Origin of the sequence: Nonomuraea dietziae (assembly GCF_014195505.1) — a bacterium.
Lineage (GTDB): Bacteria > Actinomycetota > Actinomycetes > Streptosporangiales > Streptosporangiaceae > Nonomuraea > Nonomuraea roseola.
Map to the genome: position 1 here is coordinate 6,132,658 of NZ_JACIBV010000001.1, position 25,545 is coordinate 6,158,202.

At 66.7% G+C, this 25,545-nt stretch carries 15 protein-coding genes, 3 rRNA genes, 1 pseudogene and 1 riboswitch; of the genes and pseudogenes, 9 read left to right on the forward strand and 10 right to left on the reverse strand.

Annotated features, from left to right (window positions below):
• Positions 1-21: 21 nt before the first annotated feature.
• Both FHR33_RS29485 and FHR33_RS29490 read right to left on the reverse strand, forming a co-directional pair.
• Entirely contained in the window at positions 22-246 is a 225-nt protein-coding gene (locus FHR33_RS29485) for a hypothetical protein (protein ID WP_183654453.1), read from the reverse strand.
• A 70-nt stretch (positions 247-316) separates the two neighbouring features.
• Positions 317-1,213 carry an MBL fold metallo-hydrolase gene (locus FHR33_RS29490; protein ID WP_183654455.1) on the reverse strand — a complete coding sequence of 299 codons (897 nt, stop codon included), beginning with the start codon at positions 1,211-1,213 and terminating at the stop codon, positions 317-319.
• 102 nt (positions 1,214-1,315) lie between these two features.
• Between FHR33_RS29490 and FHR33_RS29495 the strand changes: the two genes are divergently transcribed.
• Positions 1,316-2,467: an alpha/beta hydrolase family protein gene (locus FHR33_RS29495; RefSeq protein ID WP_183654457.1), complete on the forward strand. Its 1,152-nt coding sequence runs from the start codon at positions 1,316-1,318 to the stop codon at positions 2,465-2,467.
• A 59-nt stretch (positions 2,468-2,526) separates the two neighbouring features.
• Here the strand turns inward: FHR33_RS29495 and FHR33_RS29500 are convergent, their stop codons facing one another.
• Complete coding sequence (locus tag FHR33_RS29500; protein ID WP_183654459.1) at positions 2,527-4,332, reverse strand: acyl-CoA dehydrogenase; 1,806 nt, start codon at positions 4,330-4,332, stop codon at positions 2,527-2,529.
• A gap of 102 nt (positions 4,333-4,434) precedes the next feature.
• On the opposite strand from FHR33_RS29500, the gene FHR33_RS29505 reads away from it, so the two are divergent.
• Both FHR33_RS29505 and FHR33_RS29510 read left to right on the forward strand, forming a co-directional pair.
• Positions 4,435-5,241: a class I SAM-dependent methyltransferase gene (locus FHR33_RS29505; protein ID WP_183654462.1), complete on the forward strand. Its 807-nt coding sequence runs from the start codon at positions 4,435-4,437 to the stop codon at positions 5,239-5,241.
• 10 nt (positions 5,242-5,251) lie between these two features.
• Positions 5,252-5,312, forward strand: a riboswitch (guanidine-III (ykkC-III) riboswitch).
• A gap of 22 nt (positions 5,313-5,334) precedes the next feature.
• Positions 5,335-5,658, forward strand: a complete 324-nt coding sequence (locus FHR33_RS29510; RefSeq protein WP_183654465.1) for a DMT family transporter — start codon at positions 5,335-5,337, stop codon at positions 5,656-5,658.
• Between the two features lie 65 nt (positions 5,659-5,723).
• On the opposite strand, the gene FHR33_RS29515 is transcribed toward FHR33_RS29510, so the two are convergent.
• Positions 5,724-6,167 (reverse strand): hypothetical protein, encoded by a 444-nt coding sequence (locus FHR33_RS29515; RefSeq protein WP_221241300.1) that lies wholly within the window; start codon positions 6,165-6,167, stop codon positions 5,724-5,726.
• Positions 6,168-6,250: 83 nt separating this feature from the next.
• Between FHR33_RS29515 and FHR33_RS29520 the strand changes: the two are divergent.
• A pseudogene (locus FHR33_RS29520) lies at positions 6,251-6,652 on the forward strand (GNAT family N-acetyltransferase); the annotation flags it as partial.
• Between the two features lie 190 nt (positions 6,653-6,842).
• Positions 6,843-7,163 (forward strand): GNAT family N-acetyltransferase, encoded by a 321-nt coding sequence (locus FHR33_RS29525; RefSeq protein WP_312896020.1) that lies wholly within the window; start codon positions 6,843-6,845, stop codon positions 7,161-7,163.
• Here the strand turns inward: FHR33_RS29525 and FHR33_RS29530 are convergent.
• The 4 genes from FHR33_RS29530 to FHR33_RS29545 form a co-directional block, all read right to left on the reverse strand.
• On the reverse strand, positions 7,131-9,137 hold the full coding sequence (locus tag FHR33_RS29530) for a molybdopterin-containing oxidoreductase family protein (RefSeq protein WP_183654468.1): 2,007 nt from the start codon (positions 9,135-9,137) through the stop codon (positions 7,131-7,133). The genes FHR33_RS29525 and FHR33_RS29530 overlap by 33 nt on opposite strands.
• A gap of 51 nt (positions 9,138-9,188) precedes the next feature.
• Positions 9,189-10,712: a M28 family metallopeptidase gene (locus tag FHR33_RS29535; RefSeq protein ID WP_183654471.1), complete on the reverse strand. Its 1,524-nt coding sequence runs from the start codon at positions 10,710-10,712 to the stop codon at positions 9,189-9,191.
• 78 nt (positions 10,713-10,790) lie between these two features.
• A complete protein-coding gene (locus FHR33_RS29540) occupies positions 10,791-12,170 on the reverse strand; it encodes a M28 family metallopeptidase (protein WP_221241301.1) in 1,380 nt (459 codons plus the stop codon).
• A 203-nt stretch (positions 12,171-12,373) separates the two neighbouring features.
• Positions 12,374-13,735 (reverse strand): M28 family metallopeptidase, encoded by a 1,362-nt coding sequence (locus FHR33_RS29545; protein WP_183654477.1) that lies wholly within the window; start codon positions 13,733-13,735, stop codon positions 12,374-12,376.
• A gap of 182 nt (positions 13,736-13,917) precedes the next feature.
• Here FHR33_RS29545 and FHR33_RS29550 point away from each other — a divergent pair, with 182 nt between their 5' ends.
• Positions 13,918-16,296, forward strand: a complete 2,379-nt coding sequence (locus tag FHR33_RS29550) for a lysylphosphatidylglycerol synthase transmembrane domain-containing protein (RefSeq protein ID WP_312895774.1) — start codon at positions 13,918-13,920, stop codon at positions 16,294-16,296.
• Between the two features lie 14 nt (positions 16,297-16,310).
• On the opposite strand, the gene mgrA is transcribed toward FHR33_RS29550, so the two are convergent.
• Together mgrA and FHR33_RS29560 are read right to left on the reverse strand one after the other, a co-directional pair.
• Positions 16,311-17,306, reverse strand: coding sequence for an L-glyceraldehyde 3-phosphate reductase (mgrA, locus tag FHR33_RS29555; protein ID WP_183654482.1), 996 nt, complete (start codon positions 17,304-17,306; stop codon positions 16,311-16,313).
• The gene (locus FHR33_RS29560; protein WP_183654485.1) at positions 17,303-19,366 is read right to left on the reverse strand and encodes a S9 family peptidase; all 2,064 of its coding nucleotides are present in this window, start codon (positions 19,364-19,366) and stop codon (positions 17,303-17,305) included. Before FHR33_RS29560 ends, mgrA begins: the two co-directional genes overlap by 4 nt.
• Before the next feature lie 421 nt (positions 19,367-19,787).
• On the opposite strand from FHR33_RS29560, the gene FHR33_RS29565 reads away from it, so the two are divergent.
• The 3 genes from FHR33_RS29565 (at position 19,788) to rrf (ending at position 24,985) form a co-directional block, all read left to right on the forward strand.
• Positions 19,788-21,309: ribosomal RNA gene (locus FHR33_RS29565) — 16S ribosomal RNA — on the forward strand.
• 358 nt (positions 21,310-21,667) lie between these two features.
• Positions 21,668-24,778 (forward strand): 23S ribosomal RNA (locus FHR33_RS29570).
• Positions 24,779-24,868: 90 nt separating this feature from the next.
• A 5S ribosomal RNA gene (gene rrf, locus FHR33_RS29575) occupies positions 24,869-24,985 on the forward strand.
• Together the 16S, 23S and 5S rRNA genes form the textbook arrangement of a ribosomal RNA operon.
• Positions 24,986-25,545: the final 560 nt, after the last annotated feature.

The following is a 25,545-nucleotide window of genomic DNA, read 5'->3' on the forward strand; positions in this document are numbered from 1 at the left end:
GCGCGATTCTTCCAAGAAATCTCAGACTTCAGGCGGATTGTTCTCCCTGTGCATCAGCCGGCCTTCGGAGGTGCTCCCGCGCCGGGGCGCCAGCACGATGCTCAGCACCACGCCGACCCCGCCGACGATCATGAAGATCACGCCGATCCTGTCCATGTGGACCGCGTTGCCGAAAACGTCAGGCTCGATCGCGAAACGGAGGATGGCGCCGAGCGTGAGAAAGAAGATGCTGACGCCTACGCCCATGACGACCTCCGGGGGAAAAGACCGCGTACGCACACCGTCATACCCGCTCACCGGTGATCACACCATGAGTTCAGGCGTGACAGGTCAGCGGCCGCCCGCCGTTGAGCGTGATCATGTCGAGCACGGCCGCAGTCAGGTCCACCTCGCCGCCCGAGGCGTCGGCGTAGGCCCTGTGCAGGTTGCCGACGATGCGCTCGGGGTCGACCAGCCCGCCGTACTCGCCGAGATCGAGCTGCCTGGCCAGCTCCAGCGGGGAGAGGCCGGCCGCCATGCCCGCCTCCGCGCTCTCCTGGACGAAACGCAGGTAGCCGCGCACGGCGGCGATCGCCGATGGCCCGCAGACGTCGCCGTGGCCGGGGACGATCGTCTCAGCCCCGAGCGCCTCGAGCTGGTCGAGCGCGGACAGCGCGCCCTCCACCGAGCCCATCAGCACGAACGGCGTGCCGCCGTTGAACACCAGGTCGCCGGCGAACAGCACCCCGCGCGAGGGAATCCACACGAACGAGTCGTTGGTGGTGTGCGCGGCGAACCCCACGTGCCTGACCTCGCAGCGCAGGTCGTCGGAGTAGAGCGTCACCCCTTCGGTGTAGGTGAGGAAGGGCGGGGTGGGATCGAGCGTGCCCCACTCGACGTCGGACGACCACGCGCCCAGATAGGACGGCACGCCGTCGGCGATGATCTGCTCGCGGGTCCGCTCGTGCGCCACGATCGTCGCCTCGGGGAACAGGTGGTTGCCGAAGGTGTGGTCGCCGTGGTGGTGGGTGTTGACCAGCGTGGTGATCGGCCGGTCGGAGACCTTGGCGATCGCCTCGCGGTAGGCGCACGTGCGGCCCTCGGTCGAGCAGGCGTCGATGGAGATGACGCCCCTGCGCCCGGCCAGGAAGCCGGTGTTGTTGATCCACCAGCCGCCGTCGGGCTGGACGTAGGCGTAGACGCCTGCGGAGATCTCTTCCACGCGTGGGGTCATGACGCGAACCTAACCCGCCCGGCCGGGACCTGACGAAAGTAAGGGTCGGGACCAGGCTGACGGCAGAGGTGGGCGGATGGCCCCGAAAGCCACAGTGAAGGCATGCGAAAGACATCGACCGCCCTGCTCGCCATCGCCGCCCTCCTGACCGCCCCGGCCGTGGCCCATGCCGACCCCGCCCCCAAGGCGACCTTCGAGCTCCCCGCGCCCACGGGGCCGCACAGCCTGGGGGTGCGCGAGGTGCACCTGACCGACCAGGAGCGCGACAGGGAGCTGATGATCAGCGTGTGGTACCCGGCGATGCAGGGGAGCGAGCCGCGCGCGCCGTACATGCGCCCGAAGACGGCGGACTACTTCGACGGCGCCGCCGCCGCCATGGGGCTGAAGCCAGGGCAGGTCGACTGGGCGGCCGTCAGCACCCACGCCCGCACGGGGGCGCGGCCGAAGGGGCGGTGGCCGGTGGTGCTCTACTCCCCGGGCTGGGGATCGCTGCGCACGCTGGGCACCTCGACGGTGGAGGACCTGGCCAGCAAGGGGTACGTGGTGGTGACGGTGGACCACACCCACGAGGCGCCCATGGTGGAGTTCCCCGGCGGCAGGCTGGAGACGGCCAAGCCCGCCCAGGGCGACGACTACCTGAAGGCCGGGATGGAGACCAGACGACAGGACATGCGGTTCGTGCTGGACCGGCTGTCCTCGCTGGACGGGCTCGGCCGGGCCATGGACCTGTCGCGGGTGGGCATGTTCGGCCACTCCTTCGGCGGGGACACCGCTGCCGAGGTGATGGCCACCGACCGGCGGGTCGACGCGGGAGCCGACCTGGACGGCTGGCTGGCCTACGACGTCGACGGCCGCCGGCCCACGCGGGCCGCCACCGAGGGCACCGCCAGGCCGTTCCTGCTGATGGGCTCGTCCGGCAGCACCCGCGACGGGCGGCCGAGGAGCCACCTGACCTCACCCGCGTGGAAGTCGTTCTGGGAGCACAGCTCCGGCTTCAAGCGCGACCTGCTGATGCCCGAGGCGATGCACTACAGCTTCACCGACCTCCAGGCCTTCCTGCCGCAGCTCGACGAGCAGCTCGAGGTCGAGCCCGAGGTCAGGGCGAAGCGCATCGGGACCGTCGATCCTGGGCGCAGCGTCGCCTCCCAGCGCGCGTACCTGTCCGCCTTCTTCGACCAGACGCTCAAGCACCGGCCCCAGCGGCTGCTGCGCGGGGAGTCGGCGGAGCACCCGGACGTGACGTTCGTTCGCTGAAAGGCCGGGAAAACGCTCGCAGGGCCACCGGACGGTGACCCTGCGAGCGGGAGAGAGCCCTAGAAGGCCGCTTCAGGCAGGTCCATCAGGTCGAGGCCGGTGCTCTCCAGCACCCTGCGCTCGGCGGTGAGCCTGGGCAGCACGGTCGAGGCGAAGAACGAGGCGCCCGCGACCTTGCCCTGGTAGAAGGGGTCCTCGCCATCGGCAAGACGGCCCAGCGCGATCTCCGCCTGGCGCAGCAGCAGCCAGCCGATGATCAGGTCGCCCAGCGCCAGCAGGAAGCGGGTGGTGTTGAGCCCGACCTTGTAGACCTCGCGCGGAGCCTCCAGCGACCCGAGCGCCCATCCGGCCATCGTGTCGCCCATGGCCTTGACCTCGGCCGCGGCCTCGGCAAGCAGCTTGCGCTCCTGCTTCAGCCTGCCGTTGCCCGCCTCCGAGGAGGCGAAGGCGTTGATCTCGGCCATCAGCGAGCCGATCGCCGCGCCCTGGTTGCGCAGGATCTTGCGGAAGAACAGGTCGAGACCCTGGATCGCGGTCGTGCCCTCGTAGAGGGAGTCGATCTTGGCGTCGCGGATGTACTGCTCGATCGGGTACTCCTGCAGGTAACCCGAGCCGCCCAGGGTCTGCAGCGAGCGCGACAACATCTCATAGGAGCGCTCGGAGCCGACACCCTTGACGACGGGCAGCAGCAGGTCGTTCATGGCCTCGGCGTGCTTGTCGCCGGGGTTGACCAGAAGCGTGTCCTGGAAGGTCGCCGTGTAGAGGACCAGCGCCCGCATGCCCTCGGCGTACGTCTTCTGCAGCATCAGCTCGCGGCGCACGTCGGGGTGGTGGGTGATGGTCACGCGCGGCGCGCTCTTGTCGGCCATCTGGGTCAGGTCGGCGCCCTGAGCGCGCGACTTGGCGTACTCCAGGGCGTTCAGGTAGCCGGTGGACAGCGTGGCGATGGCCTTGGTGCCCACCATCATGCGGGCGTGCTCGATCACCATGAACATCTGCTTGATGCCCTCGTGCACGTCGCCGACCAGGGTGCCGATCGCCGGGTGCTTGTCGCCGAAGGTGAGCTCGCAGGTCGTGGAGACCTTGAGTCCCATCTTCTTCTCGACGTTGGTGACGTAGGCGCCGTTGCGCTCGCCCAGGCTGCCGTCCTCCAGGTTCACGTGGTACTTGGGTACCAGGAACATCGACAGGCCCTTGGTGCCGGGACCGTGTCCCTCGGGCCTGGCCAGCACGAGGTGGAAGATGTTGTCGGACATGTCGTGCTCGGCGCTGGTGATGAAGCGCTTGACGCCCTCGATGTGCCAGGTGCCGTCGGGCTGCTGGATCGCGCGGGCGCGGCCCGCGCCGACGTCCGAGCCCGCGTCGGGCTCGGTCAGCACCATGGTGGCGCCCCAGTTGTTCTCGATCGCCAGCTCGGCGAAGCGCTTCTGCTCGGGGGTGCCGAGCTTCCACAGGGTGTAGGCGAAGTTGGGGCCCGCGGCGTACATGTAGAGCGCGGGGTTGGCGCCGAGCACCATCTCCGCGGCCGACCAGGCCAGCGTGCGGGGGATGCCGGGGCCGCCGAGGTCCTGGGGCAGGTCCAGGTGCGCCCAGCCGCCCTCCATGAGCGCCTTGAAGGACTTCTTCACCCCGTCGGAGACCGTGACCGTCGACGTGGCGGGGTCGAAGACCGGAGGCGTGCGGTCGCCCTCCTCGAAGGAATCGGCGAGCACGCCGGTCGCCAGTCGGTTGACCTCGTCCAGGATGCTGCGGGCGACGTCTTCGTCCACTTCGGAGAAGGGGCCCGTACCGAGGATGTCGCCGCGTCCGAAGACCTCGAAGAGGTTGAACTCCAGGTCGCGCACGTTGCTCTTGTAGTGGCCCATGGCTGCTCTCTCTCCTTGAACCGAGGGGTGTTTGTACTGGCGAGTAACCTTACTCTCAATGCTACCCATGGGTAACCTCTCCTATGCACATACTCTCGACCCATGGATGCCGAAGCGCTGAACGAACGGTGGCGACAGCACCTGGCGTCGTGGGCCATCCCGCCGGAGATCCTCGCGGTGGCGCCCTCCGACCCCTGGGGGCACTCTCCCGCCCGATTCGCCGCGAGAACCGACCGCGCGGTGGCGGAGGCGGAGGGGCCGACGCTGGCAAGAGTGGAGGAGGCGCTGCCTGACGGCGGCACGCTGCTCGACGTCGGCGCGGGCGCGGGTGCGGCCTCCCTGCCGCTGGCCGGGCGGATCGGCAGGCTGATCGCCGTCGACACCTCCCCGGCGATGCTCGCCGAGCTCGGGCTCAGGGCGGAGAAGGCGGGCCTCGAGGCCACGATCGTCGAGGGCAGCTGGCCGGAGGTCGCCGATCGCGCGGGCACCGCCGACGTGGCGGTCGCCGCGCACGTCGTCTACAACGTGCCCGACCTGGCCGCCTTCTTCGTGGCCCTCGACGACCACGTCACCGGCAGGGTGGTCGTCGAGCTGCCCGACCGCCACCCGATGAGCTGGATGAACCTGCTCTGGGAGCACCTTCACGGAGTGCGGCGCCCGGTCAGGCCCATCGCGGAGGACGCGGTCGCGCTGGCCGCGGCGCTCGGCTTCGACGTGCGGGTGGAGGAGCGGGAGTCGCCGATCGAACGGTTCGACACGATCGAGGAGCTGGCCACGAGCGTGTGCCGCCGCGCCTGTCTCGACCCCTCACGCGAGGAGGAGGTGGCGCGCACCGCCATGGAGCTCGGTATGTGGCCGGTGCCGCGCGACCGGTGGGTGACGCTCTGGTGGAATCACCGCGGGCGTTGAGCCGTTGTCAGGAGTGAGCGACCAGCTCCCGGACGAGACGCGCCGTACCCGGAACGCCAAGACGACGCACCCCTTCGACAACAAGGAGTGCACATGGCCTGGGTCATTCTCATCGCCGCTGGCCTGCTCGAGGGCGTCATGGCCTACTCGCTGAAGATGAGCGAGGGCTTCTCCCACCTGTGGTGGGCGGTCAGCTTCCTGGTCTTCGCCGTCCTCAGCTTCGGCGCGCTGTCCTTCGCGCTCAGGAGCCTGGAGGTCGGCACCGCCTACGCCGTGTGGACGGGCATCGGAGCCGTCGGCACCGCCGCGCTCGGCATGCTGCTGATGGGCGACGACGTCTCGGCCGTCAAGCTGGGCTCGATCGCCTTCATCATCATCGGCGTCGTCGGCCTCAACCTCTCCGGCGCGGCCCACTGACGTCGTGTGGAGAAGGACGCCTGCGGGCGTCCTTCTCCCTGGTCCCGCGCTCTCTCGAGGACGGACTAGCGCGCCCTCCCCTTCATGGTGAGGGTGAGGATGCCCGCGATGAGGTAGACCAGCGCGCCGCGCCAGACGGAGTCCCACGCGGCACCGAAGATGCCCTCGCCGTCGATGACGAGCTGGACGGGGTAGGTCAGGACCGCGGTGATGCCCGCGGGCAGGAGCGCGAACTTCCACGGGTGCTGGAGCGACCAGGTGCGCGCCTGCCTGGTGACCCTGTCGCCCTCCTGAGGCTTGGCCACCGCGCCGATGGCGGCGATGAGGGCGAACAGGCTGATGCCGAGGCCGAGGGCCCACGGCAGGTCGGCGGATCCCGGCAGGATCACGCCCATGCCGTAGCTGGCCGCGGCGACCACGCCGCCGCCCACGGCGGCGGCCTTCCAAGGGGCGCCACGCAACGCGGCGCCGGACAACGACAGTTCTTCGCGTCGAGAGAGCTCGTTCATAACCCCAGGGTGCCTTTTCGCGCCCCTTGTCCGCATCGGGGATCGACCCTGATAGTTCCCCGAGGATGCGTCATGATTCGGACATGCAGGAATTCACCATCGAACGGCTCGGACCGGGTGACGAGGACCGGTTGCGCGAGATCAGGCTCCACGCGCTGGCCGACGCGCCGACCGCCTTCGCCTCCACCCACGACAAGGAAGTCGCCTACCCCCGCGACAAGTGGGCCGAGCGCCTGGCCGACCCCGACTCGGCCTGGTTCGTGGCCGCCGACGCCGGCCTGGTCTGCGCCAGGCAGGAGCACGAGGGGGAGGTCCACCTGCTGTCGATGTGGGTGGCGCCTCGGGCCAGGGGGACCGGCCTGGCCGGTCGCCTGGTGGACGAGGTCGTCGCCTGGTCCAAGGCGCGAGAGGCCCACGAGATCGGCCTGTGGGCCGTCGACGACAACCTCGACGCCCGCGCGCTCTACGCGCGCAAGGGCTTCCTGCCCAGCGGCGAGGTCATGGCGCTGCCGTCCCATCCGGAGCTGATGGAGTCGCGCTACGTGCTCTCCCTGGTCTTCCGTACGGCCCGCGCCGACGACCTGCCCGCCATCGTCGCGCTCATCACCGACGACGCGATCGCCGCGGGCCCGCACCGGCGCGTACGGCGAGGAGCACCTGGCCGCCTTCGAGGACATCGAGGCCGACCCCAACAACGAGCTCATCGTCGCCGAGCTGAAGGGCGAGGTCGTCGGCACGATGCAGCTCACCTACATCCCCGGCATCTCCAGGCTCGGCGCCACACGCCTGCAGGTGGAGGCGGTCAGGATCGCCGGGCACCTGCGAGGGCAGGGCTGGGGCCGCAGGATGATGGAGTGGGCGCACGCCAAGGGCAGGGCGCGCGGCTGCGCGATGGTCCAGCTCACCTCCGACAAGCGGCGTGAGGACGCGCACCGCTTCTACCGCTCGCTCGGCTACGCCCAGTCACACGAGGGGTTCAAGCTCCAGCTCGACTAGGTTGTCGTGGTAGACGGCGCCCTTGCCCATGTCGGCGTCGCGCTCGTCGACCACGGCGTTCGGGTTGGCCCCACCGGTCGTGAGCTTCGGCCACCTGCCCTTCGGGCTGGCCACCACGCCCTTGGCCACCCTGTCGCTGACCTCCACGTCGGCCAGGAAGTAGCCGTTGTGGTTGACCACGCGCACCCGCCGGCCCGTCGACAGGCCGCGCGCCGCCGCGTCGGCGGGGTTGACCAGGACGACGGGCTCCTTGGCGCGGCGCAGCAGCTCGGGGTTGTTGGCGAAGGTCGAGTTGAGGAAGGTGTGGGCCGCGGGGGTGATGAGCGTGAGCCTGTCGCCCACCGTGCGGGAGGAGAGAGAGGGGACGAAGGCCTTCCCTCTCCTGGGGAAGCGGAGCCTGCCTGAGGGGGTGGGGAAGCCGTCGGCGAAGGGGGCGAAAGGCTGCGGGTAGCTCATCCGCATCCAGCCCTCCTTGCGCAGGCGGTCGAGGGTGATGCCCTCGAGGGAAGGGTGGCCGCTCGACAGCAGGTCGGCGGCGAGCTCCAGGTCCGAGTCGTACAGCGAGGGCTCGGTGAGCCCCATGTGGGCGGCCAGGCGGCGGAAGGTCTCGGTGGTCGACAGCGCCTCGCCGGCGGGGGCGACGGCGGGCTCGTTCCACAGCAGGTACATGTGGCCGTACCCGGCGTGCAGGTCCATGTGCTCGGTCTGCATGGTCGCGGGCAGCACGATGTCGGCGTAGTCGACGGTGTCGGTGGGGAACTGCTCCATGACGACCGTGAAGAGGTCTTCGCGGGCCAGCCCCTTCCTGATCCTGTTGCTGTCGGAGGTGGAGGCCAGCGGGTTGGCGGCGTAGACCCAGAGGCACTTGACGTCGTCGAGCTCGGAGGCCAGCCGCGTCATGTACCTGGTGCGCACCGGCGCGGCCAGGAGGTCGTTGCGCTTGTCGATCTTCAGGTGGACGTGGCCGCTGGTGGAGTAGGCCACGCCGCCGCCCGGATGGCGCCAGTCGCCCGTCACGCCCGGGATCGAGGCGATCGTCCGCATGGCCGCGCCGCCGCCCTCGTGCCGCTGGATGCCCATCGTGGCGCGGATGGCGGTGGGACGGGTGTGGGCGAGCTTCGTCCCCAGCCTGTGGATGGCCTCGGCGGGGATGCCCGTGACCTCGGCGGCCCGCTCGACGGGCCAGTCCATGATCTCCTCGCGGAAGTCCTCCCAGCCCTCGGTGTGCTGGGCCAGGTACTCCTCGTCCTGCGCGTTCTCGGCCAGCACCACGTGGAGCAGCCCGAGCGCGAGCGCCGCGTCGGTGCCGGGCCTGATGGCCAGGTGCTCGTCGGCCTGGTCGGCCGTCCTGGTGCGGATCGGGTCGATCGCCACGACGTGGGCGCCGGCGGCGCGGCCGTCCTGGATGAACTTCCACAGGTGGTGGCCGCTGGTGAGCGTGTTGGTGCCCCACAGGAGGATGAGCTTGGCCTGGGCGAAGTTCTCGGGGTCCATGCCGCCCGCGGTGCCCTGGGCGCGCGCCAGACCGAGGCTGCCGGCCACCGAGCAGATGTTCAGCGAGTGCTTGGAGGCGCCGAGCATGTTCCAGAACCTGCGCCCCGCCACACCCTCGCAGCCCTGCAGGTAGCCGAGGGAGCCGGTGCCGAGATAGGGCCAGATCGCCTCGCCGCCGTGCTCGTCCACGATGCCGCGCAGCCTGGTGGCGATCTCGTCGAGCGCCTCCTCCCAGCTGATGCGCTCGAACTGCCCCGAACCCTTGGGCCCCGTACGGCGCAGCGGATGCAGGATCCTGTCCTGCGCCTGCGTGTGCTCGAGATAGCGGTTGACCTTCACGCACAACGCGCCCCGCGTGTACGGCTGGTCGGGGTTGCCGCGCATCTTCACGGCCTTGCCGTCCTCGACGGTCACGACCCAGGAGCACGTGTCGGGGCAGTCAAGCGGACATGCCCCCAGAACTCGCAGTTCACCCGACATGGCATCGAGTGTAGGCGCAGCGCCCCAGAGGGACGCTGCGCCGGTCCGTCGTCAGCTCTGCGAGGAAGGCGCCTCGTCGACGAGCTTGGCCCTGACCCCCACGCCGGGGGAGTGCGGGCCGTTGATCTTCGAGGGGTCGAAGGCGTAGGTGCCCACGAGCGTGGCGATCGCGTCGGCGTTGACGTCGAGCGCGGTGTCGTTGATGTTCCTGATGTCGTCGCACGCCTGGTGGTAGCAGCGGTCGTAGCGCTCGCCCGCCGTGCCGCCCCACTTGGCGACCTCCTCGGGCGTCTTGCGCTTCTCCGCCCCCGTGAACAGGCCGCCGGCGGGGATGCCGACCGCGATGAAGGGGCCGTAGTCGGAACGGCCGTCGAAGTCGGTGCCCTTGGAGGCCAGACCGCGCGAGGCGTAGAACTCCTCGAAGTACTTCTCGATCTGCGCCGAGCCCTCAGGGCCAGGACCCGCGCCGACGCCGTCGGAGTCGTCGCCGTCGTAGACGTGGTAGACGTAGTTCGGCGAGGCGACCATGTCGAAGTTCAGGTAGAGGGCGATGTTCGCCCGCTCCTGCTCGGTCAGGTTCGCCACGTAGTGCTCGGCGCCGAGCAGACCGAACTCCTCGCCGCCCCAGAAGGCGAAGCGGACCTTGTTCTCCGGCCTCGACTTGGCCATCTGCAGCGCCACCTCGAGGATCGCGCCGACACCTGAGCCGTTGTCGTTGATGCCGGGGCCGTCCTCGACCGAGTCGAGGTGACCGCCGACCATCACCACGTTGTCGTCACGCCCGTGCCGCGTCTCGGCGAGCACGTTGTAGGTGGTGTAGGACTTCGTCACCGTCTCCCACGAGAAGGTGAACCCGACCTCCGCGCCCGGCGTGGCCGCCAGGTCCCTGCCCGTCCAGTAGCTGGCGAACAGCACGGGCAGGTCGGAGGGGCCACCGAGGTCGGGGTTGACGTCCGCCTCCGTACGTCCCTCCTGGCCCTCGTTGAACAGCACGACCCCGGAGGCGCCCGCGGCCTTGGCGTTGGCGACCTTGACGGAGAAACCGCAGGTGCCGCGCTGGATCAGCGCGAAGTTACCCGGCGTGAACCCGGCGAAGTCGGCCGCCTCGCACCCCGAGGTCGAGGAGTTGGGCGCGGGCCCCGGCGGGATCATCACGTCGACGGCCTGGACCTTGCCGGAGAACGTGCCCTCGGCGGTGTGCCCCGACGGCGTCCAGTCCAGCCCCAGCGCGAAGACCTGAGGGCTGGGCGACCTGCGCTCGAAGACCGGCTTGGTCTTGAACTCGAGGTTCTCGAAGGTGAACTTCTGCGTCGAGACCTTGTATCCGGCCAGGCGCAGCAGCCCGGCGACGTAGTCGCGCGACAACTCGTAACCGCGGGTGCCGTCCACGCGGGTGTTGCCGTTGGCCTTGGCGATCAGGTCGAGGACCTTGAGGTGCCGTTTGACGTTCTTGCCGTTGACGGCCTTGACGAGCTTGCGGACCGAGTTGTTGTTCGGGTCGGCGTGCGCGGCCGTGCCCGTGATGGCGAGAGGTGCGATGAGAACGGCCGTGACCAGCGCGGCTCTGAGCTTCATGAGACTCCTCGATGACGAACGGTCCCCCGAGAGCGCGAGCCCTGCGGCCCGCGCGGGTGCGCGGGCCGCAGGTCGGATCTAGCTGAGCTCGACCTTGTCGTGGTCGTGGACGACCGCGGCGCGGGTGGCGGCGGCCTTGTGCGCCTTGCCCGGCGCGTGGATGCCGTTGACGGCCTCGGTGTCGAAGGCGTAGGTGCCCATCAGCATCGCGATCGCGTCGGAGTTGACGTCGAGCGCGGTGTCGTCGATGTTCTTGATCGTGTCGCACGGCGCGTGGTAGCAGGGGTCGTACTCGATCCCGGCCGTGCCGCCCCAGATCGCGGCCTCCTCGGCGGTCTTGACCTTCTCCGCGCCCGTGAACAGGCCGCCGCCGGGGATGCCGGCGTCGATGAAGGCCTTGTAGTCGGAGCGGCCGTCGAACTCGCTGGCCTTGGACTGCAGGCCGCGCGAGGCGTAGAAGGACTGGAAGTCCTTCTCGATCTGCGCCGAGCCCTCGGGGCCCGGAACGCCGAACACGTCGCCGTCGCCGTCGTACACCTGGTAGACGAAGTTCGGCGAGGCGATCATGTCGAAGTTCAGGTAGAGGGCGATGTTGGCCTTGTCCTGCTCGCTCAGGTGGTCGACGTAGTACTGCGAGCCGAGCAGGCCGAACTCCTCGCCGCCCCAGAAGCCGAAGCGGACCTTGTTGCCGGTCTTGTGCTTGGCCATCTGCAGCGCCACTTCCAGCACGCCGCCGACGCCCGAGCCGTTGTCGTTGATGCCGGGGCCCTCCTGCACCGAGTCGAGGTGCGCGCCCGCCACCACGACGTTGTCCCCGCGGCCCCAGCGGGACTCGGCGATGACGTTGGAGGTGGTCCTGGTCTCGACCAGCTTGTCGAAGGACAGGCTGACCGTGGTGCCCGGCTTGGAGGCCAGCTCGTCGCCGACGGCGAAGCTGGTGAAGAACACCGGAACGGAAACGTTCTCCCCGATGCCGGGATTGACCCGTGCGGTGGTGCGGCCTGGCTGGCCCTCGTTGAAGAGGATCACCGCGGAGGCGCCTGCCGCCACGGCGTTGGCCACCTTCAGCGCGAAGTCGCAGGTGCCGCGCTGGACGAGCGCGATGTTGCCCGCGGTGAAGCCGGCGAAGTCGCTCGCCTCGCAGCCGGAGGTCGAGCCGGGCGTGGCCGGCGGCGGCAGCACGACGTCGACCGCCTGCACCGGCGCGGTGACGGTGCCCGCGGAGCTCGCGCCCACTTCGTGGAACTCCGTCACATGGGCGAAGGCCTTGGGCTCAGGTGCGGTGCGCTTGAGTACTGGCGGGGTCTTGTAGCCCTCGAACTCGAACTCGAAGGGCTGGATGGTCACCTTGTACCCCGCCAGGCGCAGCACCGAGGCCACGTAGTCGCGGGAGAGCGCGTAGCCGCGTGTCCCGTCGACGCGAGTATTGCCGTTCGCCTTACCGATCAGGTCAAGCACTTTCAGATGACGCTTGACGTTTTCACCCTTGACCGCGCTCACCAGCTTGCGGGCCGAATTGCTCGGCGAGTCGGCATGGGCCGTGCCCGCCATAGTCAGCGGCGCGATGAGAACGGCGGCCAGCAGGCCCTTACCCAGGCGAGAACGTCCTAAAGATCCACTAAAAGCTAAGCGCATGCACGGAAAGGTATATTGGCGAACCTTTACGGAGAAGATGCCGACTGCATTTCGTTACCAATCCCGGCGAATGTGGTTATCACGGTCGCCACGGCGTCGGCCGAAACATCCAGGGCATAGGCGTTGACGTTCCTCAGGTTGTCGCACTCCCTGTGGTAGCAGCTGTCGAACGGGACGCCTGCCGTCCCACCGAAGGCGTTGGCCTGGTCCTGCGTCTTGAGGCCCTCCGCGCCGGTGAACAGTCCGCCCGCGGGGATGCCCGCCTCGATGAAGGGGCCGTAGTCGGAGCGCCCGGAGAAGTCGGTTCCCGTGTACGGCAGGTGCCGCGAGACGAAGAAGTCCTCGAAGGCCCGCTCGATCCGCGCCGACCCCGCGGGGCCAGGACCCTCCCCCACCCGGTCGGAGTCGTCGCCGTCATAGATGCCGAAGATGTGGTTGGGCGAGGCGGCCATGTCCAGGTTGAGATACATGTCGATCTTGGCGCGCTCGGCGGCGGGGAGGGTGTTCACGTAGTACGAGGACCCGATCAACCCCAGCTCCTCCGCGCCCCACCAGGCGAAACGCACCGCCCGGTCGGGGTACCGTGCCGCCATCCTGATCGCGATCTCGAGGATGGCCGCGCTTCCCGAGCCGTTGTCGTTGAGGCCGGGGCCCGCCTCGACCGAGTCGAGGTGCGCGCCCACCATCACCACGTCGTGGGTCGCCCCCGTCCTGGTCTGGGCGATCACGTTGTGCGAGGTCATCCTGCGGATCTCGGTCCTGGTGGCCACGGTCACCAGCCGCGCGTTCGCCACCGCCGCGCCCTGCGTGGCGTCGACGCCGACGATCGGGATCTTCTGGGGAGCGCCCGTGTTGCCGTCGAAGGCGCCGCCCTGGTTGACCACGACCAGCGCCTTGGCCCCCGCGGCTGAGGCCCTCGCCGCCTTGGTCCCGAACGTGCACAGCCCCCTGTCGACCACCGCCACCGCGCCGGGCTCGAATCCCGCGAAGTCCGTGTCGTCGCAGCCCATGCCCACTCTGTCAGGCTTCGCCGTCACCTCCCCCGCGCCCGAATGGGCCAGGGTGGAGACGTTGCCGAGGTCCTTGCCGTCCGCCGCGAGAGCCCCTGGGGTCAGCTGCCTGTAGACGTCGAAATGGAAGGGCTGGAGCTCGACCTTGTAGCCTGCCTCCAGCAGCCGTGCCGCGACGTAGTCGGTGGAGGCGTCATATCCGGACGTGCCCGCCGCCCTGCTGCCTCCATGGGCGTCGGCGATGGCCTGGAAGGCCTGCAGATGCGCGAGCACATTGCCGATCTTCACATCGTCGGCGAGTGTCGCGTCCGGCGCGGCGACGGCCAGCGCGACGAGCAAATGGGTGATCATGCGGGCCAGCGTGGCAAGCTTTCTCACCGGGGTATGGCAAGGCACGTCGAGCTGGCAGAGACGTTACCCGGTGGAGTGACCACAGTGGCGATTGTGGACACTTGAGGCCAATGATCGCACGGTCCAGTCGGAAAGAGGCAGAATCGCTGTCGGTGGCAGACATTACGGAAAGCGAGAAAACGACCGACCCCTCGGAGGGGGGTCCGGCCGTGTCTGAGGCGCGCGACGAAACAGTCGTCTTCGTCGTCGAACCGCTCCTCCCGCAGCGGCTGCGGCGGCCGTCCGACGCCCTGCGCTTCCTCGCCACGCTCCTGGTGCTGAGCGCGGTCATCCTGCTCATGCTGGTGGCCCAGCAGACCCTCATCGGGCTCGAACAGGACGTCACCGAGGGCACCGACCGCGCCCCCGCCCTGCTGGCGGGCATCGCGACCTTCCTCAGTGGCGCCGCCGTGCTCGTCGTGCCCACCGCCTTCGCGGTCGAGCGGGTCTTCCACCGCGACGGGCTGCGCGTGGCCGAGGGGTTGATAGCCGCCATCCTCGGCATGGCGGGCTCCTACCTGATCGGCCAGTGGCTGGTCACGGCGGGCCCCGACGACCTGGCCACGCTGCTCACCGGCGCCCGCGACCTCGAACCGCTCAACGCGCTGCTCAGCTCGGTCATCGCCTACGCCACCGCCGTCCGCATCTCGCGCAGGCCCACCTGGCGCGCGCTGATGTGGACGGTCACCGCCCTGTCGATCTTCTCGCTGTTCACCGGCAAGCAGATCACGCTGCCGAGCGCCATCGTCACCCTCCTGTTCGGCATGGCCGTCGGCTACGGCACCCTGTACGGCGTCGGCAGCCCGAACACGCGCCCACCCGGCAACGCCGTCATCGCGGCGCTGCGCAAGCTGTCCTTCTCGCCGATCTCCGCCAGGCGCATCGACGACGACCACCAGGGCAGCCGCCGCTACGCCATCGGCCTGTCCGACGGCTCCAGCCTCGACGTCACCGTGCTCGACCGCGACAGGCAGGTGGCGGGACTGCCGTACCGGCTGTGGCGCAGGATCAGACTCCACTCCGAGACCAGACGGCGGGCCATCCGCTCGCTGCGCGCGGAGCTGGAGCGTGAGGCGCTCATGGCCTACGCCACCCAGGCGGCGGGCGCCAACACCCCGCGCCTGCTCGGCACCAGCGAGATCGGCACCGAGGCCGCGCTCCTGGCCTACGAGCACCTCGAGACGCGCGCCCTCGACCAGCTCGACGACAGCGAGATCACCGACGACCTGCTCGCCCAGATCTGGGAGCAGGTGCTGCTGCTGCAGATGCAGCGCCTGGCCCACAGGCGGCTGACCGGCGACAGCATCCACCTCGACCGCGAAGGGCGCGTCGTCCTCACCGACCCGCGCAGCGGCGAGGTGGCGGCCGGCGACCTGCTGCTGCGCATCGACATCGCCCAGCTGCTCACCTACCTCGCGCTGCGGGTCGGCGCCGAGCGCTCGGTCAGGGCGGCGGCGGGCGTGCTCGGCCCCGACGCCCTCGGCGGCGCGCTGCCCCTGCTCCAGCGCATCGCGCTGACCAGGGAGACCAGGGCGGCGCTGTCGAAGAACAAGGAGCTGCTCCCGGGCGTCCGCGAGCAGATCGAGGCGCTGACCCCGCAGGCCGAGGTCGAGGAGGTACGGCTCGAGCGGTTCAAGCCGCGCACCCTCGTCACCATCATCGCCAGCACGCTGGCCGCCTACTTCCTGCTCTCCCAGCTCAGCAGGGTCAACCTGCTCCAGGTCATCACCACGGCCGAATGGGGCTGGGGCGTGCTCGCGCTGGCCGCGTCGGGCGTGAGCTTCGTCGCCGCCGCGCTCATGATCAGAGGGTTCGTGCCGGAGCCGCTGCCGCTCGGCCGTACGGTGCTCGTGCAGTTCGCCTCGTCGTTCGTGAAGCTGGTGACCCCTCCCGCGGTGGGCGGCGTCGCCATCAACACCCGCTACCTGCAAAAGCGCGGCGTGCCACCCGCGCTGGCCGTCGCCAGCATCGGCGCCTCCCAGGTCATCGGACTGGCCAGCCACATCCTGCTGCTGCTGCTGTTCGCCTACATCACGGGCTCGAACACGACCACGTCGTTCGCCCCCTCCCGAGGGCTGCTCGTCGCGGTGCTCGCCGTGGCGGTGCTCATCGTGATCCTGCTCGGCGTGCCGCCGGTGCGCCGCATGGTCACCAGACGGCTGAAGTCGCTCTTCTCCAACGTCGTGCCGCGCCTGCTCGACGTCCTCCAGTCGCCGCGCAAGATCGCCGAAGGCTTCGGCGGGATTCTCTGCCTCTCGCTGACCTTCGTGGTCTGCCTCTACGCGTGCGTGCGCGCCTTCGGCGGCGACACGAGCTTCACCACGGTGGCGGTCGTCTACCTGACGGCCAACGCGATCGGCTCGGCCGCGCCCACACCTGGCGGTCTGGGCGCGGTCGAGGCGTCACTGGCCCTCGGCCTCACGGTGGCGGGGGTGCCCGCGGAGTTCGCGACCTCCTCGGTGCTCCTCTACCGGCTGCTCACCTTCTGGCTGCCGGTGCTGCCTGGCTGGGCCTCCTTCACCTACCTCCAGCGGCACGAAGCCCTGTGAGGAAGGCGCAGCGCTCACGCGGGCGACGAAGCCGGCCTCGTGAGCTTGTCGATCCGCTCGAGTTCGTCCTCGGTGAAGGCGGGTCCTTCCACCGCGGCCAGGTTGACCTCCAGCTGCTCGACGCTGCTCGCGCCGATCAGCACGCTGGTCACCCTCGGATCCTTCAGCACCCACGACAGCGCCATCTGAGCCAGCTTCTGCCCGCGTGACGACGCGATCTCGTCGAGGTCGCGGGCCAGCTCCGTGTCGATCCTCTCGGCCGGCAGGAACCTGCTCGTCGCCGCCCGCGAGTCGGCGGGCACGCCGCCGAGGTAGCGATCGGTCAGCAGCCCCTGGGCGAGGGGGGAGTAGACGATGCAGCCGATGCCCTCCTCCTCCAGCGTGTCCAGCAGCCCGTCCTCGACCCACCTGTTGATCATCGAGTAGGACGGCTGGTGGATGAGGAGCGGCGTGCCGAGCTCGCGCATGATCCTGGCCGCCTGCGTGGTCTGCTCGGCCGAGTAGTTCGAGACGCCCGCGTACAGCGCCTTGCCCGAGCGCACCGCCCGGTCCAGCGCGCCCATCGTCTCCTCCAGCGGCGTCTCAGGATCGGGACGGTGGCTGTAGAAGACGTCGACGTAGTCGAGGCCCATGCGCTGGAGCGACTGGTCGAGGCTGGCCAGCACGTACTTCCTCGAGCCCCACTCCCCGTACGGCCCCGGCCACATGTCGTACCCGGCCTTGGTGGAGATGATCAGCTCGTCGCGGTAGGGCAGGAAGTCCTGCGCGAAGACGGCGCCGAAGTTCCGCTCCGCCGAGCCGTACGGCACGCCGTAGTTGTTGGCCAGGTCGAAGTGCGTGACGCCGCGGTCGAAGGCGGCGCGCAGGATCTTCCTCGAGTTCTCGATCGGCCGGTCGTCGCCGAAGTTGTGCCACAGGCCGAGGGAGACCTGCGGGAGCTTGAGCCCGCTCCTCCCACTGCGCACGTACGGCATCTTCTCGTAGCGGTCCTGCGCCGCGATGTAGCTCACTTCGTCCCCCTTTCGATGATCCAGGACAGCGCGAACGCCTCTTCCTTCCACGCGTCGTAACGGCCGCTGCGCCCGCCGTGCCCCGCGCCCATCTCCGTCTTGAGCAGGAAGGGGCCGCCCTGGGCGGTGGCCCGAAGCCGCGCCACCCACTTGGCAGGCTCGTGGTAGAGCACCCTCGTGTCGTTCAGGCTGGTGATCGCCAGGATCGGCGGGTACGTCTTGGCCTCGACGTTCTCGTAGGGGGAGTACCCCTTCATGTAGGCGTAGACGTCCGCGTTGTGCAGCGGGTCGCCCCACTCGTCCCACTCGATCACGGTCAGCGGGAGCGTCGGATCGAGGATGGTGTTGAGCGCGTCGACGAACGGCACCTCGGCCACCACACCCGCGAACTCCTCGGGTGCGAGGTTGGCGACCGCGCCCATCAGCAGGCCGCCCGCCGATCCGCCCCTCGCGATGATCCTGTCGCTCCAGCCGGTCGCCTTGAGGTGCCTGGCGGCGGCGACGAAGTCGGTGAAGGTGTTCTTCTTCCTGGTGAGCTTGCCCTCCTCGTACCACCTGCGGCCCATCTCGCCGCCGCCCCTCACGTGCGCGACGGCGAAGGCGAAGCCGCGGTCGAGCAGGCTGAGCCTGGCCACGGAGAAGCTCGGGTCGATGGAGGTCTCGTAGCTGCCGTAGCCGTACAGGAGGGTGGGGGCAGGCCTGCCCGCGTCCTTCCTCTTCACGATCGAGATCGGCACCTTGGTGCCGTCCTCGGCCGTCGCCCACTCGCGGAACTGCTCGTACTCGCCGGGGTCGTAGCCACCGAGCACGGGGCGCTGCTTCAGCAGGATCAGCCGCCTGGTCTCGAGGTCGTAGTCGTAGACGCTGGGCGGGGTGACCATGCTGGTGTAGCCCAGCCGCAGGCGCTCGGTCGTGAACTCGGGGTTGCCCGCGGGGCCGACGTCGTAGAGCGGCTCGGGGAACTCGATCTCGTACGCGTCGCGGTCCTGCAGCGGGTAGGGGAGGATGCGGATCCCGGTCAGGCCGTCGCGGCGGAAGTGGACGACCGCGTGGGAGGCGAACGCGTCGACCTCCAGCAGCCGGGTGTCCTCCCGGTGGGCGATGAGCGGTGTCCAGACACCGGGGTCGTCGAGAGGCGCGGTGGCGAGCTCGAAGTTCTCCGCGTTCTCGTTGTGCAGGACGAAGAAGTGGTCGCCCGCGTGCTCGATGCCGTACTCCACACCGGTGACGCGCGGGCGCACGACCTTGAACTCGCCCGTCGGGTCGTCGGCGTCGAGGATGCGGACCTCGCTGGTGATCTTGCTGCCCGCGCCGAGGACGAGGTACTTCTCGCTGCGGGTCAGGCCGATGCCGACCCAGAACCGCTCGTCGCTCTCCTCGTAGACGAGCACGTCGTTGTCGGCGCTGTCGCCGAGGGTGTGCCGGTAGACCTGGTAGGGACGCCAGGCGTCGTCGATCCTGGTGTAGAAGAACGTGGTGCCGTCGGCCGACCAGGTGCCGCCGTAGAAGACGCCGCTGATCTCGTCGGCGAGCTTCTCTCCCGTCTGCAGGTCCTTGAAGGACAGCGTGAAGCGCTCGTCGCCCTTGTAGTCGGTGGAGTAGGCCAGGAGCTTGCCGTCGGGCGTGACGGCGCTGGTGCCGATCGAGAAGAAGTCGCTGTCGCCGGCCAGCTCGTTGCCGTCCAGGAGCACCTGCTCGCCAGGGAGCGTGCCGTCGGTGGTGACCACCGGCGGCGTGTCCCCCTCGGCGGGGACCCGGCAGGAGATGCCGTACTGCTTGCCCTCCTGGGTGCGCGAGAAGTACCACCAGGCGCCCTTGCGGCTGGGGACGGACAGGTCGGTCTCCTGCGTACGGCCCTTGATCTCCTGGAAGACCTGCTCCTGGAGCTCCTCCAGGTGTCCGGTCTCCTGTTTGAGGAAGTCGTTCTCCTGTTGGAGATAGGCGATCGTGTCAGGGTCTTCCTTGTTGGTGAGCCACGCGTATTCGTCGATCACGGTGTCGCCGTGATGGGTGCGCTCGCTCGGTACCTTCTTCGCCAGAGGCGGGATGTGGCTGCTCACCTGGCCGAGTCTACGTTTAGCGTCCCGAGCGCTCGGGAGCGCTGCTAATCTTTAGAAGCCGACGCGGTGCGGCGCAACCATCTGGTGGCGGAACCGCAGGACGTCGGCACTCCCTTCTGGGGCAGCGGTTCTGAAGATCGGTTCGCGGATCGATTGAAGAGCTGGTAAGTTAGAGGGGTTGCCCCGGAAGCGGGGTGGTCGAAATTCTAGCGAGTCTGACCGGTTTGACATCAAATCGGACGAACTGCTAAGATGGAGACATAACGAAGCGAGTGCCACCGGGCAGGTGACGGTGAATGCGTCCGTTTCTTGAGAACTCAACAGTGTGTTAAAAGCCAGTGCATGATGCACAACCCCGTCCATTGGACGGATTCCTTTGGTTGGAACATTCATGTTTCAGCCGGGAGAAATTCTCGAACATTGTTTGGAGAGTTTGATCCTGGCTCAGGACGAACGCTGGCGGCGTGCTTAACACATGCAAGTCGAGCGGAAAGGCCCTTCGGGGTACTCGAGCGGCGAACGGGTGAGTAACACGTGAGCAACCTGCCCCTGACTCTGGGATAAGCCCGGGAAACTGGGTCTAATACCGGATACGACCGCCCCCGGCATCGGGTGGTGGTGGAAAGTTTTTTCGGTTGGGGATGGGCTCGCGGCCTATCAGCTTGTTGGTGGGGTAGTGGCCTACCAAGGCGACGACGGGTAGCCGGCCTGAGAGGGCGACCGGCCACACTGGGACTGAGACACGGCCCAGACTCCTACGGGAGGCAGCAGTGGGGAATATTGCGCAATGGGCGAAAGCCTGACGCAGCGACGCCGCGTGGGGGATGACGGCCTTCGGGTTGTAAACCTCTTTCAGCAGGGACGAAGTTGACGTGTACCTGCAGAAGAAGCGCCGGCTAACTACGTGCCAGCAGCCGCGGTAATACGTAGGGCGCAAGCGTTGTCCGGAATTATTGGGCGTAAAGAGCTCGTAGGTGGCTTGTCGCGTCTGCCGTGAAAGCTCGCAGCTTAACTGCGGGTCTGCGGTGGATACGGGCTGGCTAGAGGTAGGTAGGGGAGAACGGAATTCCTGGTGTAGCGGTGAAATGCGCAGATATCAGGAGGAACACCGGTGGCGAAGGCGGTTCTCTGGGCCTTACCTGACGCTGAGGAGCGAAAGCGTGGGGAGCGAACAGGATTAGATACCCTGGTAGTCCACGCTGTAAACGTTGGGCGCTAGGTGTGGGGATCTTCCACGATCTCCGTGCCGGAGCTAACGCATTAAGCGCCCCGCCTGGGGAGTACGGCCGCAAGGCTAAAACTCAAAGGAATTGACGGGGGCCCGCACAAGCGGCGGAGCATGTTGCTTAATTCGACGCAACGCGAAGAACCTTACCAAGGCTTGACATCGCCCGGAAAGCTGCAGAGATGTGGCCCTCTTCGGACTGGGTGACAGGTGGTGCATGGCTGTCGTCAGCTCGTGTCGTGAGATGTTGGGTTAAGTCCCGCAACGAGCGCAACCCTTGCTCCATGTTGCCAGCAGGCGCTTCGGCGTGCTGGGGACTCATGGGGGACTGCCGGGGTCAACTCGGAGGAAGGTGGGGATGACGTCAAGTCATCATGCCCCTTATGTCTTGGGCTGCAAACATGCTACAATGGCCGGTACAGAGGGTTGCGATACCGTGAGGTGGAGCGAATCCCTAAAAGCCGGTCTCAGTTCGGATTGGGGTCTGCAACTCGACCCCATGAAGTCGGAGTCGCTAGTAATCGCAGATCAGCAACGCTGCGGTGAATACGTTCCCGGGCCTTGTACACACCGCCCGTCACGTCACGAAAGTCGGCAACACCCGAAGCCCGTGGCCCAACCAGCTTGCTGGGGGGAGCGGTCGAAGGTGGGGCTGGCGATTGGGACGAAGTCGTAACAAGGTAGCCGTACCGGAAGGTGCGGCTGGATCACCTCCTTTCTAAGGAGCAGCGACCGGTCTTGATCGGTCTACGTCGAGGTCATCAGCGAACGTCTGATGCTCGGCAGCTCATTAGTGGAGCACTGGCTACTCGGTTCAGCGTGATCGCTGCCCGTCTGGTACCGCCCGGCTTGCCGGGAGTGGGAACGAGGGTGACAGGGGTTACGAGGTGCCGGACACACTGTTGGGTCCTGAGGAAACGGACCGGATCATGGGGCCACCCGCTGCGGGTTTCGCATGGTGGCCTGATCCTTCTGTTCCGCCTCATACAGGGCTAGCGAAGAACCATCTTGGTGTGGTTTGGAGCTGGTTGCTGTTTGTTGTTTGAGATTTGCATAGTGGACGCGAGCATCTTTGTGGCCAAGTTTTTTAGGGCACACGGTGGATGCCTTGGCATCAGGAGCCGATGAAGGACGTGGGAGGCTGCGTTAAGCCTCGGGGAGTCGCCAACCAGACGTTGATCCGGGGATGTCCGAATGGGGAAACCTAGCACCAGTCATGTGGTGTTGCCTCCGCCTGAATGTATAGGGCGGTTGGTGGTAACGCGGGGAAGTGAAACATCTCAGTACCCGTAGGAAGAGAAAACAACAGTGATTCCGTGAGTAGTGGTGAGCGAAAGCGGATGAGGCTAAACCGGGCATGTGTGATAGCCGGCAGGCGTTGCATGTTCGGGGTCGTGGGACCCTCTTGATCGATCTGCCGATCGGTCGAACAGTGAGAAATCGATGGGGTAGTTGAAAGCTCTGGGAAGGGCTGCCGTAGACCGTGAGAGCCGGGTAGGCGAAACCTTGTCGACTGTTTGAGGGGATCCCAAGTAGCACGGGGCCCGAGAAATCCTGTGTGAATCTGCCAGGACCACCTGGTAAGCCTAAATACTCCCTGATGACCGATAGTGCACTAGTACCGTGAGGGAAAGGTGAAAAGTGCCCCGGTGAGGGGTCGTGAAATAGTACCTGAAACCGTGTGCCTACAAGCCGTAGGAGCTTACATCAGCTTGCTGGTGTGTGATGTGACTGCGTGCCTTTTGAAGAATGAGCCTGCGAGTTATGGTGTGTGGCGAGGTTAACCCGTGTGGGGGAGCCGTAGCGAAAGCGAGTCTGAATAGGGCGTTTGAGTCGCATGCTGTAGACCCGAAGCGGAGTGATCTACGCATGGGCAGGTTGAAGCGAGGGTAAGACCTCGTGGAGGACCGAACCCACCAGGGTTGAAAACCTGGGGGATGACCTGTGTGTAGGGGTGAAAGGCCAATCAAACTCCGTGATAGCTGGTTCTCCCCGAAATGCATTTAGGTGCAGCGTCACGTGTTTCTTGCCGGAGGTAGAGCACTGGATGGCCGATGGGCCCGACAAGGTTACTGACGTCAGCCAAACTCCGAATGCCGGTAAGTGAGAGCGTGGCAGTGAGACTGCGGGGGATAAGCTCCGTAGTCGAGAGGGAAACAGCCCAGATCACCGACTAAGGCCCCTAAGCGTGTGCTAAGTGGGAAAGGATGTGGAGTCGCAGAGACAACCAGGAGGTTGGCTTAGAAGCAGCCACCCTTGAAAGAGTGCGTAATAGCTCACTGGTCAAGTGATTCCGCGCCGACAATGTAGCGGGGCTCAAGTACACCGCCGAAGTCGTGGCATTGATGAGAACGTGTTCTTGTTGATGGGTAGGGGAGCGTCGTGCAGCCGGCGAAGCAGCAGAGTGATCTAGTTGTGGAGGCTGTGCGAGTGAGAATGCAGGCATGAGTAGCGAATGCAGGGTGAGAAACCCTGCCGCCGAATGACCAAGGGTTCCTGGGCCAGGCTAATCCGCCCAGGGTAAGTCGGGACCTAAGGCGAGGCCGACAGGCGTAGTCGATGGACAACGGGTTGATATTCCCGTACCCGCTTTAACACGCCCATATCGAACCTCGTGATGCTAAGAGTCCTTAAGCCCCGCAGCGTCCTTCGGGACAAGTGGTGAGGCTGAACGCTCGATCCGATCGGGTAGTAGGTAAGCGATGGGGTGACGCAGGAAGGTAGTCCAACCCAGGCGATGGTTGTTCCTGGGGTAAGCATGTAGGGAGCAGGGTAGGCAAATCCGCCCTGTACGTATCCTGAGATGTGATGCCGAGCCGATTGTGGCGAAGTGGATGATCCTATGCTGCCGAGAAAAGCCTCTAGCGAGTGTTGTGGCGGCCCGTACCCTAAACCGACTCAGGTGGTCAGGTAGAGAATACCAAGGCGATCGGGTGAACTGTGGTTAAGGAACTCGGCAAATTGCCCCCGTAACTTCGGGAGAAGGGGGACCTCTGCTGGTGACGAAACTAGCTTTCTGAGCTGGTGGGGGTCGCAGTGGCCAGGGGGAAGCGACTGTTTACTAAAAACACAGGTCCGTGCGAAGTCGTAAGACGATGTATACGGACTGACGCCTGCCCGGTGCCGGAACGTTAAGGGGACCGCTTAGCTGTGGCAACACAGCGAAGGTGAGAACTTAAGCGCCGGTAAACGGCGGTGGTAACTATAACCATCCTAAGGTAGCGAAATTCCTTGTCGGGTAAGTTCCGACCTGCACGAATGGCGTAACGACTTCCCCGCTGTCTCAACCGCAGACCCGGCGAAATTGCACTACGAGTAAAGATGCTCGTTACGCGCAGCAGGACGGAAAGACCCCGGGACCTTCACTACAGCTTGACATTGGCGTTTGGAACGTCTTGTGTAGGATAGGTGGGAGACTGTGAAGCTCGGACGCTAGTTCGGGTGGAGTCATTGGTGAAATACCACTCTGGTCGTTTTGAACGTCTAACTCTGGTCCGTGATCCGGATCGGGGACAGTGTCTGGTGGGTAGTTTAACTGGGGCGGTTGCCTCCTAAAGAGTAACGGAGGCGCCCAAAGGTTCCCTCAGCCTGGTTGGCAATCAGGTGTCGAGTGTAAGTGCACAAGGGAGCTTGACTGTGAGACTGACGGGTCGAGCAGGAGCGAAAGCTGGGACTAGTGATCCGGCGGTGGCATGTGGAAGCGCCGTCGCTCAACGGCTAAAAGGTACCCCGGGGATAACAGGCTGATCTTCCCCAAGAGTCCATATCGACGGGATGGTTTGGCACCTCGATGTCGGCTCGTCGCATCCTGGGGCTGGAGTAGGTCCCAAGGGTTGGGCTGTTCGCCCATTAAAGCGGTACGCGAGCTGGGTTTAGAACGTCGCGAGACAGTTCGGTCCCTATCCGCTGCGCGCGCAGGAGACTTGAAAGGGGCTGTCCCTAGTACGAGAGGACCGGGACGGACGAACCTCTGGTGTGCCAGTTGTACCGCCAGGTGCACGGCTGGTTGGCTACGTTCGGAAGGGATAACCGCTGAAAGCATCTAAGCGGGAAGCTCGCCTTGAGATGAGGTCTCCCACCACGTGAGTGGGTAAGGCTCCCGGTAGACGACCGGGTTGATAGGCCGGAGGTGGAAGCACGGTAACGTGTGGAGCTGACCGGTACTAATAGGCCGAGGACTTGACCACAAAGCACGCTTTTCATTAAGCACTGTTGCTCGCGTCCACTAGGCAATTCTGAAACAACAAGCACGTCTGTGTTTGACAGTTTCATAGGGTTGCGGCGGTTATAGCGCAGAGGAAACACCCGGTTACATTCCGAACCCGGAAGTTAAGCTCTGCAGCGCCGATGGTACTGCACTCGGGAGGGTGTGGGAGAGTAGGTCGCCGCCGCGCAATCTTTGTATGAAAGGGTCTCGCCTTATGGCGGGACCCTTTCTGCATTTCCGGGGTCATCTATCACCGGACAGCCTCCCCTGACTGGCCCCGGGATCGGCTTCGTCCCCTGCTGCATCCCGTCCAACCCCTCGCCTGACGTTCACCGGATGCCCTGAATACGTCTCGGCCGACCTCGGCACCGCCTCTCCAGGACGACCTGGCGGCCGTTGTCGCTGAGTCAGTTCCGAAGGGCAAGGTGTCGGTGCCCCTCATAGCCATGACAGCGCCCGGCCCGTCCTCGGGCCGTGGCGCCCCACACCCGACGCCCCACACCCGACGCCCCACACCCGACGCCCCACACCCGACGCCCCACACCCGACGCCCCACACCCGACGCCCCACACCCGACGCCCCACACCCGACGCCCCACACAGGGTGATCGGCGGCCGGGGATCGACGCGGTAACGGAAGACAGGCCGGATTATGGGGACTCGCGTCCGCAGCCACGCCCTCTATGAGGCGCTGCTCGACGCAGGGGGCGCACTCCGTCGACTTCACGCCCTGATACCACGGGACCAT

Coding starts and splice junctions, on each gene's coding strand:
- FHR33_RS29485 (WP_183654453.1), bottom strand. CDS start 246: ATGGGCGTAGGCGTCAGCATCTTCTTTCTCACGCTCGGCGCCATCCTC.
- FHR33_RS29490 (WP_183654455.1), bottom strand. CDS start 1,213: ATGACCCCACGCGTGGAAGAGATCTCCGCAGGCGTCTACGCCTACGTC.
- FHR33_RS29495 (WP_183654457.1), top strand. CDS start 1,316: ATGCGAAAGACATCGACCGCCCTGCTCGCCATCGCCGCCCTCCTGACC.
- FHR33_RS29500 (WP_183654459.1), bottom strand. CDS start 4,332: ATGGGCCACTACAAGAGCAACGTGCGCGACCTGGAGTTCAACCTCTTC.
- FHR33_RS29505 (WP_183654462.1), top strand. CDS start 4,435: ATGGATGCCGAAGCGCTGAACGAACGGTGGCGACAGCACCTGGCGTCG.
- FHR33_RS29510 (WP_183654465.1), top strand. CDS start 5,335: ATGGCCTGGGTCATTCTCATCGCCGCTGGCCTGCTCGAGGGCGTCATG.
- FHR33_RS29515 (WP_221241300.1), bottom strand. CDS start 6,167: ATGAACGAGCTCTCTCGACGCGAAGAACTGTCGTTGTCCGGCGCCGCG.
- FHR33_RS29530 (WP_183654468.1), bottom strand. CDS start 9,137: ATGTCGGGTGAACTGCGAGTTCTGGGGGCATGTCCGCTTGACTGCCCC.
- FHR33_RS29535 (WP_183654471.1), bottom strand. CDS start 10,712: ATGAAGCTCAGAGCCGCGCTGGTCACGGCCGTTCTCATCGCACCTCTC.